Annotated in this window: 15 protein-coding genes; 5 read left to right on the top strand and 10 right to left on the bottom strand. The window is 70.9% G+C overall.

Annotated features, from left to right (window positions below; all coding sequences use genetic code 11):
* The first annotated feature begins 14 nt into the window (after positions 1 to 14).
* Positions 15 to 545, top strand: coding sequence for a phosphoribosyltransferase family protein (locus HNQ07_RS04185; RefSeq protein ID WP_184109610.1), 531 nt, complete (start codon positions 15 to 17; stop codon positions 543 to 545).
* Entirely contained in the window at positions 542 to 1,090 is a 549-nt protein-coding gene (locus HNQ07_RS04180) for a phosphoribosyltransferase family protein (RefSeq protein WP_184109609.1), read from the top strand. Before HNQ07_RS04185 ends, HNQ07_RS04180 begins: the two co-directional genes overlap by 4 nt.
* On the opposite strand, the gene HNQ07_RS04175 is transcribed toward HNQ07_RS04180, so the two are convergent.
* The gene (locus HNQ07_RS04175; RefSeq protein WP_184109608.1) at positions 1,070 to 1,969 is read right to left on the bottom strand and encodes a complex I NDUFA9 subunit family protein; all 900 of its coding nucleotides are present in this window, start codon (positions 1,967 to 1,969) and stop codon (positions 1,070 to 1,072) included. The two genes, HNQ07_RS04180 and HNQ07_RS04175, sit on opposite strands and share 21 nt — an antisense overlap.
* Positions 1,966 to 2,886, bottom strand: a complete 921-nt coding sequence (locus tag HNQ07_RS04170) for a MerR family transcriptional regulator (protein ID WP_184109607.1) — start codon at positions 2,884 to 2,886, stop codon at positions 1,966 to 1,968. Before HNQ07_RS04170 ends, HNQ07_RS04175 begins: the two co-directional genes overlap by 4 nt.
* Positions 2,887 to 2,993: 107 nt before the next feature.
* Here HNQ07_RS04170 and HNQ07_RS04165 point away from each other — a divergent pair, with 107 nt between their 5' ends.
* Positions 2,994 to 3,884, top strand: a complete 891-nt coding sequence (locus HNQ07_RS04165; protein WP_184109606.1) for a UbiA family prenyltransferase — start codon at positions 2,994 to 2,996, stop codon at positions 3,882 to 3,884.
* 3 nt (positions 3,885 to 3,887) lie between these two features.
* Positions 3,888 to 5,234, top strand: coding sequence for a phytoene desaturase family protein (locus HNQ07_RS04160; protein WP_184109605.1), 1,347 nt, complete (start codon positions 3,888 to 3,890; stop codon positions 5,232 to 5,234).
* 42 nt (positions 5,235 to 5,276) lie between these two features.
* On the opposite strand, the gene HNQ07_RS04155 is transcribed toward HNQ07_RS04160, so the two are convergent.
* From HNQ07_RS04155 to HNQ07_RS04130, 6 genes are all read right to left on the bottom strand, one after another.
* Positions 5,277 to 7,019 carry a S8 family serine peptidase gene (locus tag HNQ07_RS04155; RefSeq protein ID WP_184109604.1) on the bottom strand — a complete coding sequence of 581 codons (1,743 nt, stop codon included), beginning with the start codon at positions 7,017 to 7,019 and terminating at the stop codon, positions 5,277 to 5,279.
* A gap of 387 nt (positions 7,020 to 7,406) precedes the next feature.
* Positions 7,407 to 8,978, bottom strand: coding sequence for an L-glutamate gamma-semialdehyde dehydrogenase (gene pruA / locus HNQ07_RS04150; RefSeq protein ID WP_184109603.1), 1,572 nt, complete (start codon positions 8,976 to 8,978; stop codon positions 7,407 to 7,409).
* An 80-nt stretch (positions 8,979 to 9,058) separates the two neighbouring features.
* Positions 9,059 to 9,991 carry a proline dehydrogenase family protein gene (locus HNQ07_RS04145; protein WP_184109602.1) on the bottom strand — a complete coding sequence of 311 codons (933 nt, stop codon included), beginning with the start codon at positions 9,989 to 9,991 and terminating at the stop codon, positions 9,059 to 9,061.
* Positions 9,988 to 10,641, bottom strand: coding sequence for a GntR family transcriptional regulator (locus HNQ07_RS04140; RefSeq protein WP_184109601.1), 654 nt, complete (start codon positions 10,639 to 10,641; stop codon positions 9,988 to 9,990). Before HNQ07_RS04140 ends, HNQ07_RS04145 begins: the two co-directional genes overlap by 4 nt.
* A 58-nt stretch (positions 10,642 to 10,699) precedes the next feature.
* A complete protein-coding gene (locus HNQ07_RS04135) occupies positions 10,700 to 11,191 on the bottom strand; it encodes an MgtC/SapB family protein (RefSeq protein WP_229831740.1) in 492 nt (163 codons plus the stop codon).
* 107 nt (positions 11,192 to 11,298) lie between these two features.
* Positions 11,299 to 11,700: a hypothetical protein gene (locus HNQ07_RS04130; RefSeq protein ID WP_184109600.1), complete on the bottom strand. Its 402-nt coding sequence runs from the start codon at positions 11,698 to 11,700 to the stop codon at positions 11,299 to 11,301.
* Positions 11,701 to 11,783: 83 nt separating this feature from the next.
* Here HNQ07_RS04130 and recO point away from each other — a divergent pair, with 83 nt between their 5' ends.
* Positions 11,784 to 12,527, top strand: a complete 744-nt coding sequence (gene recO / locus HNQ07_RS04125; protein ID WP_184109599.1) for a DNA repair protein RecO — start codon at positions 11,784 to 11,786, stop codon at positions 12,525 to 12,527.
* A 6-nt stretch (positions 12,528 to 12,533) separates the two neighbouring features.
* Here the strand turns inward: recO and HNQ07_RS04120 are convergent, their stop codons facing one another.
* Together HNQ07_RS04120 and HNQ07_RS04115 are read right to left on the bottom strand one after the other, a co-directional pair.
* Positions 12,534 to 13,250, bottom strand: coding sequence for a 16S rRNA (uracil(1498)-N(3))-methyltransferase (locus HNQ07_RS04120; RefSeq protein ID WP_184109598.1), 717 nt, complete (start codon positions 13,248 to 13,250; stop codon positions 12,534 to 12,536).
* Positions 13,251 to 13,404: 154 nt separating this feature from the next.
* Positions 13,405 to 14,217, bottom strand: coding sequence for a 50S ribosomal protein L11 methyltransferase (locus HNQ07_RS04115; protein WP_184109597.1), 813 nt, complete (start codon positions 14,215 to 14,217; stop codon positions 13,405 to 13,407).
* Between the last annotated feature and the right edge of the window lie 59 nt (positions 14,218 to 14,276).

Genomic DNA, 14,276 nt, shown 5'->3' with positions numbered 1-14,276 from the left:
CTACACTCGGGGATATGACCACCCACACCGTCCACGTGGGTCGCGTGACCCGTGACCTGCCCGTCGTTCCTGTGGCCCCCGGCGTCAGCGTGGCCCTGTTCAACATGCTGGGCGACACCGAGGTGACCGAGGAGGCCGGCCGCGAACTCGCCCGCCTGATTCCGCCGGACATCGACGTGCTCGTCACGCCCGAGGTCAAGGCGCTGGGGCTGGCGCACGTGATCAGCCGCGAGAGCGGCAAGCCGTACATCGTGATCCGCAAGACCCAGAAGCCCTACATGGTCAACCCCGTGGCGCGCGAGGTCGTGAGCATCACCACCGGCAAGCCGCAACTGCTGGTGCTGGACGGCTTCGACGTCGAGAAGGTGCGTGGGCACAAGGTCGCCATCGTGGACGACGTGGTGTCCAGCGGCGGCACCCTGAACTCGCTGCGGGAGATCATCGAGGGGGTCGGGGGCGAGGTCGCGGCCGTGCTGGCCGTCTTCACCGAGGGCGACGAGCGCCCCGAGGTCACGGCCCTCGGTCACCTGCCGCTGTTCACGTGAGCGCTGCACCACCCACGCCGCTGACCGTCCGGATCGGCGACGTCGAGCGCGTCCTGCCCACGGTGCGCGCCGGCAACCTGGGCCGCGTGCCGCTCGTGGAGTTCATCGGCGACCCGGAGTTCACGAACGCGGCCGCCCAGGCCATGCTGCCGCTGATCCCGGACGGCACCGAACTCCTGCTCACGGTGGTCACGAACGCGCTGCCGCTGGCGCACGAACTCAGCGACCGCTCGGGCCTGCCGTATGTCTGTGCGCGCAAGAAGCGCCGCACGTACATGCAGTCGCCGCTGATCCAGGACGTGCCCAGCCTGAGCCTGGGCGTCGCGGAGACGCTGTGGCTGGACGGCCCGCACGCCGAGCGGCTGCGCGGCCGGCGGGTCGCCATCGTGCAGGACGTCGTGGCGAGCGGCGGCACCGCGCAGGCCCTGGCGAAGTTCGTGGTGCAGGCGGGCGGCACCGTCGCCGGCTACCTCGCTGCGTTCCGGCAGGGGCGGCCGCGCATCGAGGTGGCCGCCCTTCAGGACCTACCCGGCCGCCTGCCCTGACGCTCTTCCCGCGGCCAGCAGGCCCGGCAGGTCGTCGGCCAGGCGGCGCATGGGCAGACCGAACACCGAGCGGGCCGGCTCGTTCGGCGCCGTGTTGCCTTCCTTGAGCATCGCGTACTGGTCCTTCGTAATGGGCGGGTTGGGCAATACCTGCATCAGCGGAACCGCGAGATTCATGAGCACGAGCGGCACCGGCACGATGGGCTTGGACTTGCCCAGCGCCCGCAGTTCGAGTTCCAGCAGTTGCCGGAACGTGAACTCGTCCGGGCCGGTCAATGCGTAGGTCTCGCCCACGCCCTGGCCGTCCACCGCCCCGGCGAACGCCTGCGCGACGTCCTGCACGCTGACCGGCCGGAACGGGAAGGAACCGTCTCCGATCTGCGGCACGATCGGCGCGGTGCTCACGAGTTCGCGCAGCACCCGGCCGAAGAAGTCGTCGCCGGGCCCGAAGATCAGGCTGGGCCGGAAGATCGTGTACGGCAGGCCGCTGCCGCGCACCAGCGCCTCGGCGCGGCCCTTGGTGGCGCTGTAGCCGCTCTCGCTCTGCGGATCGGCGCCCAGCGCGCTCATGTGCACGTACCGCGCGCCGCGCGGCGTGGCCGCGAGCACGTGCCGGGTGCCCTCCACGTGCACGCGCTCGAAACTCTGCTCGCCTTTCTCCACGATGATTCCGACGAGGTGTACCACCACGTCGGGGTCGGCCTCGGCCACAGCGCGCACGACGCTGCCCGCGTCCGTCACGTCCAGCCGCACGCCACGCGCGCCGGCCACGGCCCTGCCCTCGCGGCTGCCCGCCCAGACCTCGTGCCCGCGCCGACTGAGTTCCCGCACGACCGCGGTCCCGACGAACCCGCTCGCTCCGGTGACGAGTACCTTCATGAGTCCTCCCCGCGCAGGTGCTGCGCGATCTGCTCGGCGGCTCCGTGGAAATCCGGGCCGGCGTAGATGCCGCGCAGTTCCCCGGCCAGTTCCGGCCAGCTGTTCATCAGCGCGCCCCCCAGGTAGACGGGCACGCCCAGGTCGTCCAGGTCGCGGCGCTGCGCCCGCGTGCCCGGCAGCGCCCAGTCGCCCTGGAGGGCCAGCATCACGCCGGCCGCGCCGCGTTCCCGCGCGTACACCGCGAGGTCGCCCAGCGGCACGTCCGCGCCCAGGTAAGCGACGCGCACGCCGCGGCGGCGCAGGGCCACCGTCAGCATCATCAGGCCGAGCTCGTGCCGCTCGCCGGGCGCGCACGCGGCCACCACCAGCGGGCCGGGCGCGGCGGGCGTGTCGGCGGCGTCCATCAGGGCCATCAGACGGGCGCGCAGGAAGGCGGTGGCCTCGTGCTCGTGCGCGACCGTAATCTCCCCGCGCTCCCAGCGCTGCCCGATGTCGGCCAGCGTGGGCGTGACGATCTCCAGCAGCACCGTCTCCTGTGGTAGCTGCGCGTACGCCTCGCCCAGCACCGCCTGCGCCTTCCCACTGTCCGACGCGAGCAGCGCCGCCGTGAGCGTCGCGGCCAGGCGCTCGACGTTCGGCCCCGCCCCAGACGGCGCGCGGGCCGGGTCGAGGCCCGCCAGGGTCAGCTCGGCCGCCCGGCGCGCGGACACGCCCTGCATCAGGTGCGCCTGCATCCGCCCGATCTCGACCACGTCCTCCGGCGAGTACAGGCGGTACCCGCTGGAATTGCGCGCCGGACGCGGAAAGCCGTAGCGCCGCTCCCACTGCCGCAGGGTGGTGGCCGGCACACCCGTGCGCGACTCGACCTCGGAGGCCGTGTACATGCCCAGGTGAGACAGCTGTTCGGGAAGGTGCATCCTTCCGCCATTGTTCCGGACGGCGTGCGTGCCAATCGTAAGCATTCGTGCCCTCGCACGGGGACCTCCGCAGGGAGCCGCGCCCGTACAATGCGGCCCGGACGACCATGCGCTCCCGAGTCCTGACCCTGCCCACCACCCTGCCCCTGCGGCGCCTGCTCACGGTGTCGCGGCCCGCGCTGTGGATCAACACCATCGGCACGCTGGTCACGGGCGTTTGGCTGACCGGCCGGCTGTACACGCTGGACGCCGGTGTGCTGCTGCTGCTGGCGTATCTGACCCTGCCGTTCAACCTGCTGATCTACGGCCTGAACGACCTGTGGGACCGAGAGGAAGATGCCCGCTCGAGCCGCAAGGGTGGGTGGCAGGGCGCCCGCCTGGCCGACGCGGAGGCTGCGCCGCTGCTGCGCGCCACCCTGACGTGGAACGTGCCGGCCCTCGTGGTCCTGGCCATAGTCCTGCCGCCCGCCGCGACGCTGGTGCTGGCGCTGTCGGCGGCGCTGTTCGCGGCGTACAGCCTGCCGCCCCTGCGCGTGAAGGCCCGCCCGTTCCTGGACGGCCTGAGTAACGTCGCGTACGCCCTGCCGCTCGCCCTGCCCGCCCTGGTCCTCGGCAGCCCGGTGCCGTGGCTGCCACTGCTGGCGCTGATGGCGTACTCGGTGGGCAAGCACGCCTTCGACGCCGTGCAGGACATTCCAGCCGACCGGCACGCGGGCACTGCCACTGTCGCCACCACCCTGGGCGCGCGCGGCGCCGCGTGCTACGCGCTGAGCTGGTTCGCGGTGGCCGCCGCGCTGCTGTGGTCCGTCTCGGCCCTGACGGCGCTGGCCCTGGCCGTCACATGCGGCGGCATGGCCCTGAGCCTGCTGCGCTCGCCCACGCCGCAGCGGGCGGCCCGGCTGTACCCCCTGAGCATCGTCACGCCGTGGATCGTGGGCGCGGTGGCGGGCGTGCAACTGGTGTACCTGCTCGCGCGCGGGCTGTGGCACGGGCTCTGATTCATGCGGTCGGTCGGGATTATCGGGGGCGGTCTGGCCGGTGTGGCGCTCGCGGCGCTGCTCGGTGGGCGCGGGCACGCCGTCACGGTGTACGAGCGCGACCGGGCCGGCGGCAAGCTGCGCCGTGAGCAGGTCGGCGCCGTCACCTTCGACACCGGCCCGAGCCTCTTTACGTTTCCCGAGGTGTGGCGCGCGTACGTGGAGCGCGTGGGCGAACCCGATCCGCTCGACCTGCGGCCCCTGCCGGGCGGATTGGGCGTGCACCACACGCCGTTTGGCCCCGTCCCGCTGCCCGTGCCGCCGGACCATCCGCTGCACCCGCACTGGCGATCCTACGTGCGGACGGCCGCGCCGCTGCGCCCGCACCTGACCACCCTGCTCACCACGCCGCCCCGAGTGACCGATCCGGCGTTCCTGCGGGCGGCGCGGGCGCTGTTCGGCGTGACGGGCCGGCATCCCACCGCCCACGCGTGGCTGCGTGCACAGCGGCTGCCCCCCGCGCTGGAGCACGCCCTGGCGACCCACGCGCTCAACGCGGGCGTCACGCCGTGGGACGCCCCGGCCCTCTACGCCCTGATCCCGGCCCTGCTGGACGGGCAGGTCTACCGCCCCGCCGCCGGCATGGGCGCTCTGCTCGACACGCTGCTGGCGCTGGCCGGACGCCGGGGCGTGGTGATCCGGACGGGCTGTGCAGTCACCGGGCTGCGCGCTACCACGCTCGAACTGGACGGCGGCGAGACCGTGCGGCACGACGTGCTGGTCAGCGCGATCGACCCAACCCGGCTGGCCGCGCTGCGACGCCACTCCACGCGCAGTCCGGTGGGCCGCCGGACCGTCAGCGGATTTGTGCTGTACGGCGTGCTGGACCGACCCCTGCCGCTGCCCTACACCAGCATCGTTCCCCCGGACGACTTTCGCGCCCTGCGCCGGGCGCTGCGGGCGGGCGCGCTGCCGGACAGCACCCTGACCATGGTGCACCACGACCCTCCCCGCGTGACGGTGCTCATCAGCATGCCCGCGACCGGCGCGGCTCCCAGCCCCGATCACCCGTGGGTGCAGGCCGAACTGCGGCGCGTGGCCCGGCGGCTGGACGTGCCGGACCTGCTTCCGGCCCTGCGGGACGCCCGGACGCTGACCCCTGCCCACTACGTGCTGGGCGGCCATCCGGGCGGCGCGATCTACGGAGCGGCAGCCCCGGCGTGGCGCGCCGGGCCGCTGCATCCGCAGCCGTACCACGTGGCGCCGGGCCTGTGGCAGGTGGGCACCGGCGTTCATCCCGGCGGTGGCATTCCCGCCATCCTGGGCGGCGCCCTGATCGTGAACACGCTGATGGCGGAGCGAGACAGATGAAAAAGCCCTCCACGTGCGTGGAGGGCGGGGCAACTCAGGAGCTTACCTGCCGGTGATGGCCTTGTACGGGTCGACCAGGCCGTAGCCGAAGTTGTTGTCCTTGCCGGCCGTGCCCAGATCCCTGGCCGTGGAGGTCAGCAGGCTGAGGAGCTGCGCGTTCGTCAGGGTGGGCTTGGCGGCCCACACCACTGCGGCGGCGGCCGACACGTGCGGGGTCGCCATGCTGGTGCCGTCGAAGTACTCGTAGTCGGCGGTGGTCACCGCAACGGTGCCGGTGGTGGGCAGTTTGCCCAGCAGCGCCTGCCCGTCGGTCTGGAGGATGCCCACGACCGGGATGGCGTAGGTGTTGGTGAGGCTCATGCCCAGCGGGCCAGCGGCGTTGTTGTAGATCATGACGGCCTTGGCGCCGCTGGCGTTCGCGTTGGCGACCTTCTCCTCGAAGGTGCAGGTGCCGCGCGAGATCAGGGCGATGTTGTTTGCCAGGGCGCTGTTGCGGGTGCTGGTGCCGCAGAACTGGTTCGCGCCGGCCGTGCCGGTGCCGTCGCCGGCCTTCACGATGGTGCCGCTGACGGTCGTCTTGGCGCTGTTGTCGGCCCCAGTCACGTCGGTGAAGGTCACGCCGCCGCCCGAGGCGCTGGCCGCCGCGCCCTGTCCGAGTGGCACGCTGCTCAGCACGGCGACGCCGGGGCCGGACAGATCGACCTGCGTGCCGAAGTTGCTGAAGCTGGCCTTGGCGAGGGTGTTGTCCACGGCGGCCACACCGACCACGTTGTCGTACGCGGCGGGGTACGACACGGCCGCGCCGTCGTTGCCGGTGGCCGCGACGATCAGCACGCCCTTGTTGTACGCGCTGGTGTAGGCGCGCTGTTCGGTGGTGCTCCGGCTGCCGCCGCCCAGGCTCATCGATACGACGACCTTGTCCTCGGTCCCGCCCTGGCTCTTGAGCTGCGCCGCGCACCAGTTCAGGCCGTTGATGATGCCGCTGCTGCTGCCGGACCCGGTGTCACCCAGCACTCGGCCCATGTACAGGTCGGCGCCGGTCGCCACACCGCCCACGCCGTTGGCGTCCTCGCCGGGCTGCAGGCCGGACGCGCCGGTGCCCGCCCCGTACTGTGCGAAGACGGTTCCCGACACATGCGTGCCGTGGTGCGACACGTCGTTCGGGGCGTACGCGTCACTGCGGTTGGCTTCACCGGTGAAGTTCTTGAAGCCCTTGAGCTTGCGCTGGAACTCGGGGTGATTGCCGTCGATGCCGGTGTCCAGCACGCACACGGCGACCTTGATGGTCGTGCTCGCCCCGGTGTATCCGGCCGTGCGGAGGTCCGGCACGCGCAGCGCGTTGTCGCCCCAGGTGAACTCGCCGCTGGGCGTGTACGGAGCGGCCGTTGTGGAGGTCGGCGTGACGCTGCCGGGTTTACCGCTCGCCCCGGCGTCCGTGGTCAGGTGCCGGCCGCCCAGCGCGTGGTGCGCGGCTTCCTGTTCGACATACTCGATCAGGGGGTTGCCCTTGAGCTTCGCCAGCGCCGTGGGGGTGAGCTTGACGGCCGCCGCGCTGATGTCCGCCCACTGGGTGGTGATGACGCCGCCGGCCGCGGTGATGGCCTGGGCCTGCACGGTCGCCTGTGCGCTCAGGCTCTGGCTGCTCAGGCCGTCCTGCCGGAAGCCGACGAGGTAGGTGCCGCCCGCGGCACTCTCGCTGGCCGTGGGGGTCACGGCGGTCTGCTGGCTGCACGCGGCGAGGGACAGGGCCAGGGTGGCCGCGAACAGGGAGCGGGGGTGCTTCATGGTTCCTCCGGGAACAGGGGAAGACGTCCGGCAACTCCGCCCGGACGACAAAGACTCCGGAGGGAGGCCGTGACTGGCTCACGACCGGCGTTGGACTGCGTGACAACGAAAAGGATGGAACTTGGGCGGATAGTAGTGTCACGCCCAGCCTCACCGGAGTACCTGCCTAGACATCTTTGGAGTCGGAGCAAGATGACGTCGAAGCGACGTCCTGCACATAGGTTCCGACATGTCTGGGTTGTCACGGGTGAACCGGCCGCCGCCATTCCCACCCAAACCGAAGGCAACGGAGCCGTTTGATGTTCAAACGCAAGGAGCGCGGCAACCATTCACGCCCGCGCTCCATAATTGTTGTCGTTTTCTAAGACGGCGGCCCGGGGACCGGTCTTACCAGCGTTCGGTCACGGCCTTCAGCTGCAGGAAGTTCGCCAGGTAGTCCGGGCCGCCCGCCTTGCTGTCCGTGCCGCTCATGTTGTAGCCGCCGAAGGGCTGCACGCCCACGATGGCCCCGGTGATCTTGCGGTTGAAGTACAGGTTCCCGGCCTCGAACTCGCGGCGGGCCTGCTCCAGCCGCGCCCGGTTCCGGCTGCACACGCCGCCGGTCAGGCCGTACTCCGTGCTGTTGGCGATGTCCAGCGCGTCCTGCCAGTCCCTGGCTCGGATCACCGACACGACCGGCCCGAAGATCTCCTCCTGCGCCAGCCGGGCGCCGCGCTTCACGTCGCCCACGATGGTCGGCGGCACGTAGTACCCGGTCTTGCCGCCCGCCTCGCCCGTGGCCTCGCCGCCCAGCAGCACCGTGCCCTCCTGCGGCGCGAGGTCGAGGTAGCCCCTGATCTTGTCAAAGCTCATCTGGTTCACGACCGCCGTGACGTTCGCGTTCTCCTCGCCAGTGCCGACCTTCAGTGCCCGCGCCCGCTCCACGAAGGCGCTGACCACGTCGTCGTACACGCTGTCCACCACGATCAGGCGGCTCATCGCGGAGCACTTCTGGCCGTTGAAGCCGAACGCTCCCTGCACGGCGGCCGTCACGGCCACGTCCACGTCTGCGGTCTCGTCCACGATCATGCCGTCCTTGCCGCCCAGTTCCAGGATGACCTTCTTAATCCACTTCTGGCCCGGCTGCACCTTCGCGGCGACCTCGTTGATGTGCAGTCCCACCGCGCGGCTGCCCGTGAACGTGATGAAGCGCGTCCTTGCGTGCGTGGTCAGGTATTCCCCGACCTCCTTGCCCACACCCGGCAGGAACTGGAGCACCCCGGCGGGCAGTCCCGCTTCCAGCAGGATGTCCACCATCATCCCCGCGATCAGGCCGCTGTCCTCGGCGGGTTTGGCGATCACGCAGTTGCCCGCCACGATGGGCGCGGCCAGCATGCCCAGGAAGATCGCGCACGGGAAGTTCCACGGGCTGATGCTGACGCCCACGCCCAGCGGCAGGTACATCAGGCCGTTCTCCTCGCCCTCGAACCACGTCGTCTCGGCCGCGCCGAAGCCCGCGTACTTGATGGCGCTGCGCGCGTAGTACTCCAGGAAGTCGATGGCCTCCGCGACCTCCACGTCGGCCTCGGCGTAGTTCTTGCCGACCTCGACGCTCATCAGCGCGCACGCTTCCAGGCGGCGGCGCTTCAGGATCGCGGCGGCCTTCAGCAGAATCCGGGCGCGGGCGTCCATGTCCCACGTCTTCCACGTCTCGAACGCTGTCCACGCGCCCTGCAAGGCCCGCTCGGCATCCTCTATGGTTGCCTTTGCCGTCGTGCCCACCACTTCCGAGGTGTCGCAGGGGTTCAGCGAGGTCAGCTTCTCGGCGGTGTCCACGCGCTCGCCGTCGATGACCAGCGGGTAGTGCTTGCCAACCAGCTCGGCGCGGACTGTCTTCAGGGCGTCCTTGTAGGCCCGCACGTTCTCGTCGAGCGTGAAGTCGGTAAAGGGCTGGGGGCGGTACTCCTGGATTTTCAGCATGTGGGCACTCCTTCGGGGGCGGTGGGCAATCAGGGGAGACGGGCTGGCTCAAAGCTCATGGCTCAGAGCCGATGGCCCGTTCATCCCCGCAGCATGCCGCGCAGCACGAACATCACGTTCGCCGGGCGTTCGGCAATTCGGCGGGAGAAGTACGCGTACCAGTCGCGGCCGTAGGGGATGTACGCGCGGACGCGGTAGCCCTGGGCGGCGAGGTTCTTCTGGAGGTCGCGACGGATGCCGTAGAGCATCTGGAACTCGAAGGCGTCCTTGGCGATGCCGTGGGCGAGGACGAAGTGCTGCACGTCGCGGATGATGGACTCGTCGTGCGTGGCGACGTTCACGTAGGCACCGGCCTTCATGTGCGCGTACACGAGCTTGCGGTAGCTGGCGTCCACGTCGGCCTTGACGGGCATGGCGACCGTTTCGGGTTCGAGGTACGCTCCCTTGACGATGCGGAGGTTCGGGTTCAGGTCGTCCAGCGCGGCGCGGTCGGCCTCGGAGCGGTAGAGGTACGACTGGAGCACCGTGCCGACGTGCTGCCCGCCGAATTCACCGTGCAGGGTGCGGAACTGCGCGAGGGTCTGGTCCACCCGCGCGTGGTCTTCCATGTCCAGGCACACGAAGCCGCCGTACTGCCGGGCGCGGCCGACGATGCGCCGGGCGTTGGTGAGCCCCAGATCCTCACCGTTCACGGTCTGGCCCTGGCCGACGCTGGACAGTTTCACGCTGACATACGGCGTGAAGCCCTGCTCGTGCGCGGCGTCCAGCAGGCGCAGGACGTTGTCCGCGAAGGCAGTGCACTTCTCGGGCGAGTCGATGAACTCGCCCAGCAGGTCGAGGTTGCTGAGGATGCCGTCCTTCTCCAGTTCGCGAACGGCGTCCAGCGCGGTCTGGATGCTCTCGCCGGCCACGAAGCGCTGGGCCACGCTCCAGCCGCGCGAGCGCACGATGGTCTCCACAGCCTTCTGGCCGGCGACGGTGAGGACGGTCTTGCGGTAGAGCTGGTCGATCATGTGGGGTCTCCAAGGTCGCTCAGGACGAGTGCGGCGAAGGTGCGGACGTGGGCGCGGGCGGCCTCGCGGGCGGCGGGCGCGTCGCGGTCCAGGATCGCCTGGAGGATCGCGGCGTGCTGCGCGGCCGTGTCCGGGTGGGCGTTGTACGTGCGGGTCTGGTGCTTGATCAGCGCCACGCGCTGCTCCAGGTCGCGCGCGAGGATACCCAGCACGGTGTTGTGCGCGGCGTCCGTGACCGCGCGGTGGTACGCGAGGTCGAGCCGGGTCTGTTCGCGGTAGTCGGTGGTGGGGGCACCATTCAGGCGGTTCAGGGCGCTGCGGAGCAGGGCGGCGTCCGAGGCGGCGTGCTGCTCGGCGGCCAGCGCGGCGGCAAGACCGTCGAGTTCCTCGCGCACCACGTAGGCGTCGCGGGCCTCGGCGGAGGTGACGGTGCGCACGCGCACGCCCTTGTTCGCCTCCGCGACGAGCAGGCCGTCCTGCGTCAGGCGCATCAGGGCCTCGCGGATCGGAGTGCGGGACACGCCGAGGTGCTGCCCGAGTTCGACCTCCGCGAGGCGTTCGCCCGGAGCGATGTCGCCGTCTAGCAGCGCGCGGCGCAGGTGGTCATACACGCTGTCGCGCACCAGGGTGGGCCGCTCGAAGGAGGTCATTGTGGATATTGTATACAATATTCCGCGAAGCGGCAAGTGGCCGCCGGATGGCCGGGCGTCATTCGAGCGAATCCGCGTCCTGCGGAGGCCGTTTGGGCCGCTCGGTCATGCGCTGGAGGGGCCGCAGCACGAAGAGGAACAGTACTGTCGCGCCCGTCGCGAAGACGTACAGGTGCAGTCCGCACGCGACGCCCACGCCTGCGGTGGCCAGGAGGCTGGCCGCCGTGGTCAGCCCGCGCGTGCGCTCGCCCCGGCCCGACGAGAAGATGGTGCCCGCGCCCAGGAAGCTCACGCCGCTGACCACGGCGGCCAGCACGCCCACCAGATCGAAGCGCACGCCGCTGCTGGACACGCCGTACTGCACGATCAGCTGCTCGGCCAGTACCACGAACAGCGCGGAGCTGATGCCTACCAGCATGTGCGTGCGCAGCCCCGCGCCGGTGCGGTGGGCTTCGCGTTCCCAGCCGACCAGGCCGCTCAGCACGGCCGCCACCAGCAGTCCCACCAGCAGGCGAAGTTCACTCAGGACGGATGGCCACACCTCAGTCACCTTCCCACGCTAGCCGCCGACGCCGGCGACAGCAGCGGCCCGGCCCTCACGGATCACCAGCGGGGTGGTCGCGGCCCGCGCCAGACGTCGGTCGCTCCTCAGAGCGCTCACTCCATCGTCACGGGCTCGATGGGGAAGATGCGGTCCGCGAGGTGCGTCAGGCCGCGCGTCCCGGCCCGCTTCTGGCAGCTGTCGGTGCCGGTACACAGCGTCACGTAGCGCGTCAGGCGGCGGCCCACATGCACGCGGTACACGGCGGCCTCAGTGCGGCTGCGGGTGTAGTGGCACAGGTCGCAGTGCAGCGCCTTGCTGCCCTTGGGATCGAGCGGCGTGAATTCCGCCAGCTGGTCGCCCTGCACCAGCGCTAGGCGGCCGTCCGCCACGGCGTAAAGGCCCAGTGTCGGCGGCGCGGCCGTCTGGTCTTGTCCGAACAGTTCACGGTGGGTCTCGGGAAACAGTTCCCGGAGCAGGTCTCGGACGCTGTGGTCACGGCGGTGCGCGTCACTCATTCACGGCAGTGTACCCGCGCCGCCTGCACGCGAGTGTGGACGCTGGCACAGCCGCCGCGTGGTCCCGGCACTAGACTGTGAGGGTGAGGTCACGCACCGCGAACCGCAGCGGCATCGTCATCCGGCGGCGCGTGACGCCCGCTGGCGACATCATCGTGACCCTGCTGACTCCGCAGGGCAAGCTCAAGGCCGTGGCGCGCGGCGGAGTGCGCGGGCCACTTGCCAGCCGACTGAACCTCTTCCACCACGTTGGCGTGCAGGTCTATCAGGGGCCGCACAACGATCTCGCCAGCGTGAAGCAGGCCATCTTGGAGGGCGCCCTGCCGCGGCTGGCCGAGCCCGAGCGCTACGCCTTCGCGCACCTGCTGGCCGAGTTCGCCGACGCCCTGTTCCAGGAAGGCGAGTTCAGCGACCAGGCCTTCGATCTGTTCGCCGGCGCCCTGCGCGGCTTGTCGCACCAGCCGGACCCCGAGTGGGTGGCCCTGGTGCTGAGCCACAAGCTGCTGGCGCTGGCGGGCTTCGTGCAGAACACCGCCCACTGCGCGCGCTGCCGCGCCCCCGCACCTGCCCATCCGGACCCGCTGGGCGGTCAGCTGCTGTGCGGCAAGTGCAGCAGCCTGCCCGCGTACCCGACCGAGGCGCTGGCCTTCCTGCGCAGTGTCGTGCGGCAGACCGTCAGGGTCAGCATGGACGCGCCGGTGCCCCACGCGCAGCGTCCGGCCCTGTGGCGCGCGCTGGAACGCTACGTGACCACCCACGTGGGCGATGTGAAATCCTGGCGGCAACTTCTGCCCACGGCGGCGCCGATCGCCAGCGTTCCGGCCTGACGGCCCTCAGCGCCCCAGCGCGGCGATGGCCCCCAGGAGCGCGACCGGCGCCGTCTCCGCCCGCAGGATGCGTGGCCCCAGCGTGACGGGTATGGCGCCGCGCGCCGCCAGTGCCGTCACCTCCGCGTCAGTCAGGCCGCCTTCCGGGCCGGTCAGCACCGTCACCGGGGCCGCCCAGTCCAGCACGTCGCCTATCCGTGTGGTCGAGCCGGGCTGAGCGACGAACAGCTGTCCGGGCCATGTCAGGTCGCCCACGGTCACGGGCGCGTGAACGTCGGGGATGACGGTGCGGCGCGACTGCTTGGCCGCCTCCTGCGCGATCCGCTCCAGACGCTGGAGCTTCTGCGCGCCGATCTCGCGCACGTCCGCGCGGGCCGTCACGATCAGGCGGATGTCAGCCACGCCGAGTTCCGTCGCGGCGCGCACCACCTCCGCCAGCTTGTCGCCCTTGAGCAGCGCCACGACCAGGGTCAGCGGCATCGGTGTCTCGGACGCGCCGGCCAGCGCCGTGCCCAGGTGCAGCTCGGCCCGCGCGTCGTCCAGCGTGGCAACCGTCGCCTCGGCCTCGTGGCCGTCGCCGTCGAACACGCGCACGGTGTCACCCGGCCGCACGCGCAGCACGTGCAGGTGGCGCACCTCTCGCGGCCCGAGGATCATCACGTCCCGCAGCTCCGGCACGAGCACGCGGTGCCCGCCCGCCGGCCCGGCTGTCCGGCGGGTCATACGGATTCCATCCAGTTCCGGAACACTCGGGAAAGCGCTGGATGGTTCTCTCCTGCGGAGCTGTCCCAGTCCGCTTCCCGGCCATCCGTATCTTGTCCTTCTTCCTGCGGTCGGAGTGATTCCGAAAATAGGACGGAATCCATCGGAATCCGTGTCACTGCGGCGCGCGGGCTGTGACCAGCGCCCACTCGCCGTTGTGCCGCACCGTCACGTCCGCGAAGGCCTCGCGTGCCAGGGCGTCCTGCACCAGCGGGAGTTTCCCGGTCAGGATGCCCGTCAGGATCAGCGGGCCGCCGGGCCGCAGGTGGGCCGCGTACTCGCCGGCCAGCAGGTCGTGCAGCTCGGCGTAGAGGTTGGCCACCAGCACGTCATAGGTGGCGTCCGGCGCCGTGTGTTCCGGCAGGTCGCTGCCCAGCGTGCCCTCGACGAAAACGGCGCGGCCGGCGGGCACACCGTTGATCTCCGCGTTCTCCTGCGCGATGGGAATGGTCTGCGGATCGATGTCCACGCCCAGCGCGTGCTCCGCGCCCAGCAGCGTGGCCGCGATGGCCAACACGCCGCTGCCGGTGCCCACGTCGAGCACGCCCAGGCCGCTCAGGTCGAGCTGTGAGAGCGCCTCGACGGCCATGCGCGTGGTCGCGTGGTGTCCGGTGCCAAAGGCCATCCCCGGCTCGATGATCAGCGGCACCTGCCCAGCCGGGACCTCGTGCGTGAGCCACGGCGGCACGATGGTCACGCGCCCGGCCGTGACGGGCCGCAGGGTCGCCTTGAACTCGGCCAGCCAGTCCTGGTCGGCTTCTTGCCGCCACTCGCCGTCCGCTACGGGCGCGGGCAGGTCCGTCTGGTCGTCGAAGTACGCGCGGATCACGCCGGCGCGTTCCTCCAGGCCGGTCGCGCCGGCGCTCCACAGCAGGTCGAGGTGCGCGTCGCGGGTGTCGAAGGTGCCGGGCAGGTGGTACACGAGCATGCCCCGAGTGTAGCCGGGCCTGCCGGCCCTCACCGTTCCGGGCCGCGTGCAGGCTTTAC

This window comes from Deinococcus metalli, assembly GCF_014201805.1.
Classification (GTDB): Bacteria; Deinococcota; Deinococci; order Deinococcales; family Deinococcaceae; genus Deinococcus; species Deinococcus metalli.
This window is presented reverse-complemented; position numbering and strand designations above follow the sequence as displayed.

Excerpts from the sequence above, each read along its gene's own strand:
- HNQ07_RS04185 (WP_184109610.1), top strand. The coding sequence starts at position 15 with ATGACCACCCACACCGTCCACGTGGGTCGCGTGACCCGTGACCTGCCC.
- HNQ07_RS04175 (WP_184109608.1), bottom strand. The coding sequence starts at position 1,969 with ATGAAGGTACTCGTCACCGGAGCGAGCGGGTTCGTCGGGACCGCGGTC.
- HNQ07_RS04170 (WP_184109607.1), bottom strand. The coding sequence starts at position 2,886 with ATGCACCTTCCCGAACAGCTGTCTCACCTGGGCATGTACACGGCCTCC.
- HNQ07_RS04165 (WP_184109606.1), top strand. The coding sequence starts at position 2,994 with ATGCGCTCCCGAGTCCTGACCCTGCCCACCACCCTGCCCCTGCGGCGC.
- HNQ07_RS04160 (WP_184109605.1), top strand. The coding sequence starts at position 3,888 with ATGCGGTCGGTCGGGATTATCGGGGGCGGTCTGGCCGGTGTGGCGCTC.
- HNQ07_RS04155 (WP_184109604.1), bottom strand. The coding sequence starts at position 7,019 with ATGAAGCACCCCCGCTCCCTGTTCGCGGCCACCCTGGCCCTGTCCCTC.
- pruA (WP_184109603.1), bottom strand. The coding sequence starts at position 8,978 with ATGCTGAAAATCCAGGAGTACCGCCCCCAGCCCTTTACCGACTTCACG.
- HNQ07_RS04145 (WP_184109602.1), bottom strand. The coding sequence starts at position 9,991 with ATGATCGACCAGCTCTACCGCAAGACCGTCCTCACCGTCGCCGGCCAG.
- HNQ07_RS04140 (WP_184109601.1), bottom strand. The coding sequence starts at position 10,641 with ATGACCTCCTTCGAGCGGCCCACCCTGGTGCGCGACAGCGTGTATGAC.
- HNQ07_RS04130 (WP_184109600.1), bottom strand. The coding sequence starts at position 11,700 with ATGAGTGACGCGCACCGCCGTGACCACAGCGTCCGAGACCTGCTCCGG.
- HNQ07_RS04120 (WP_184109598.1), bottom strand. The coding sequence starts at position 13,250 with ATGACCCGCCGGACAGCCGGGCCGGCGGGCGGGCACCGCGTGCTCGTG.
- HNQ07_RS04115 (WP_184109597.1), bottom strand. The coding sequence starts at position 14,217 with ATGCTCGTGTACCACCTGCCCGGCACCTTCGACACCCGCGACGCGCAC.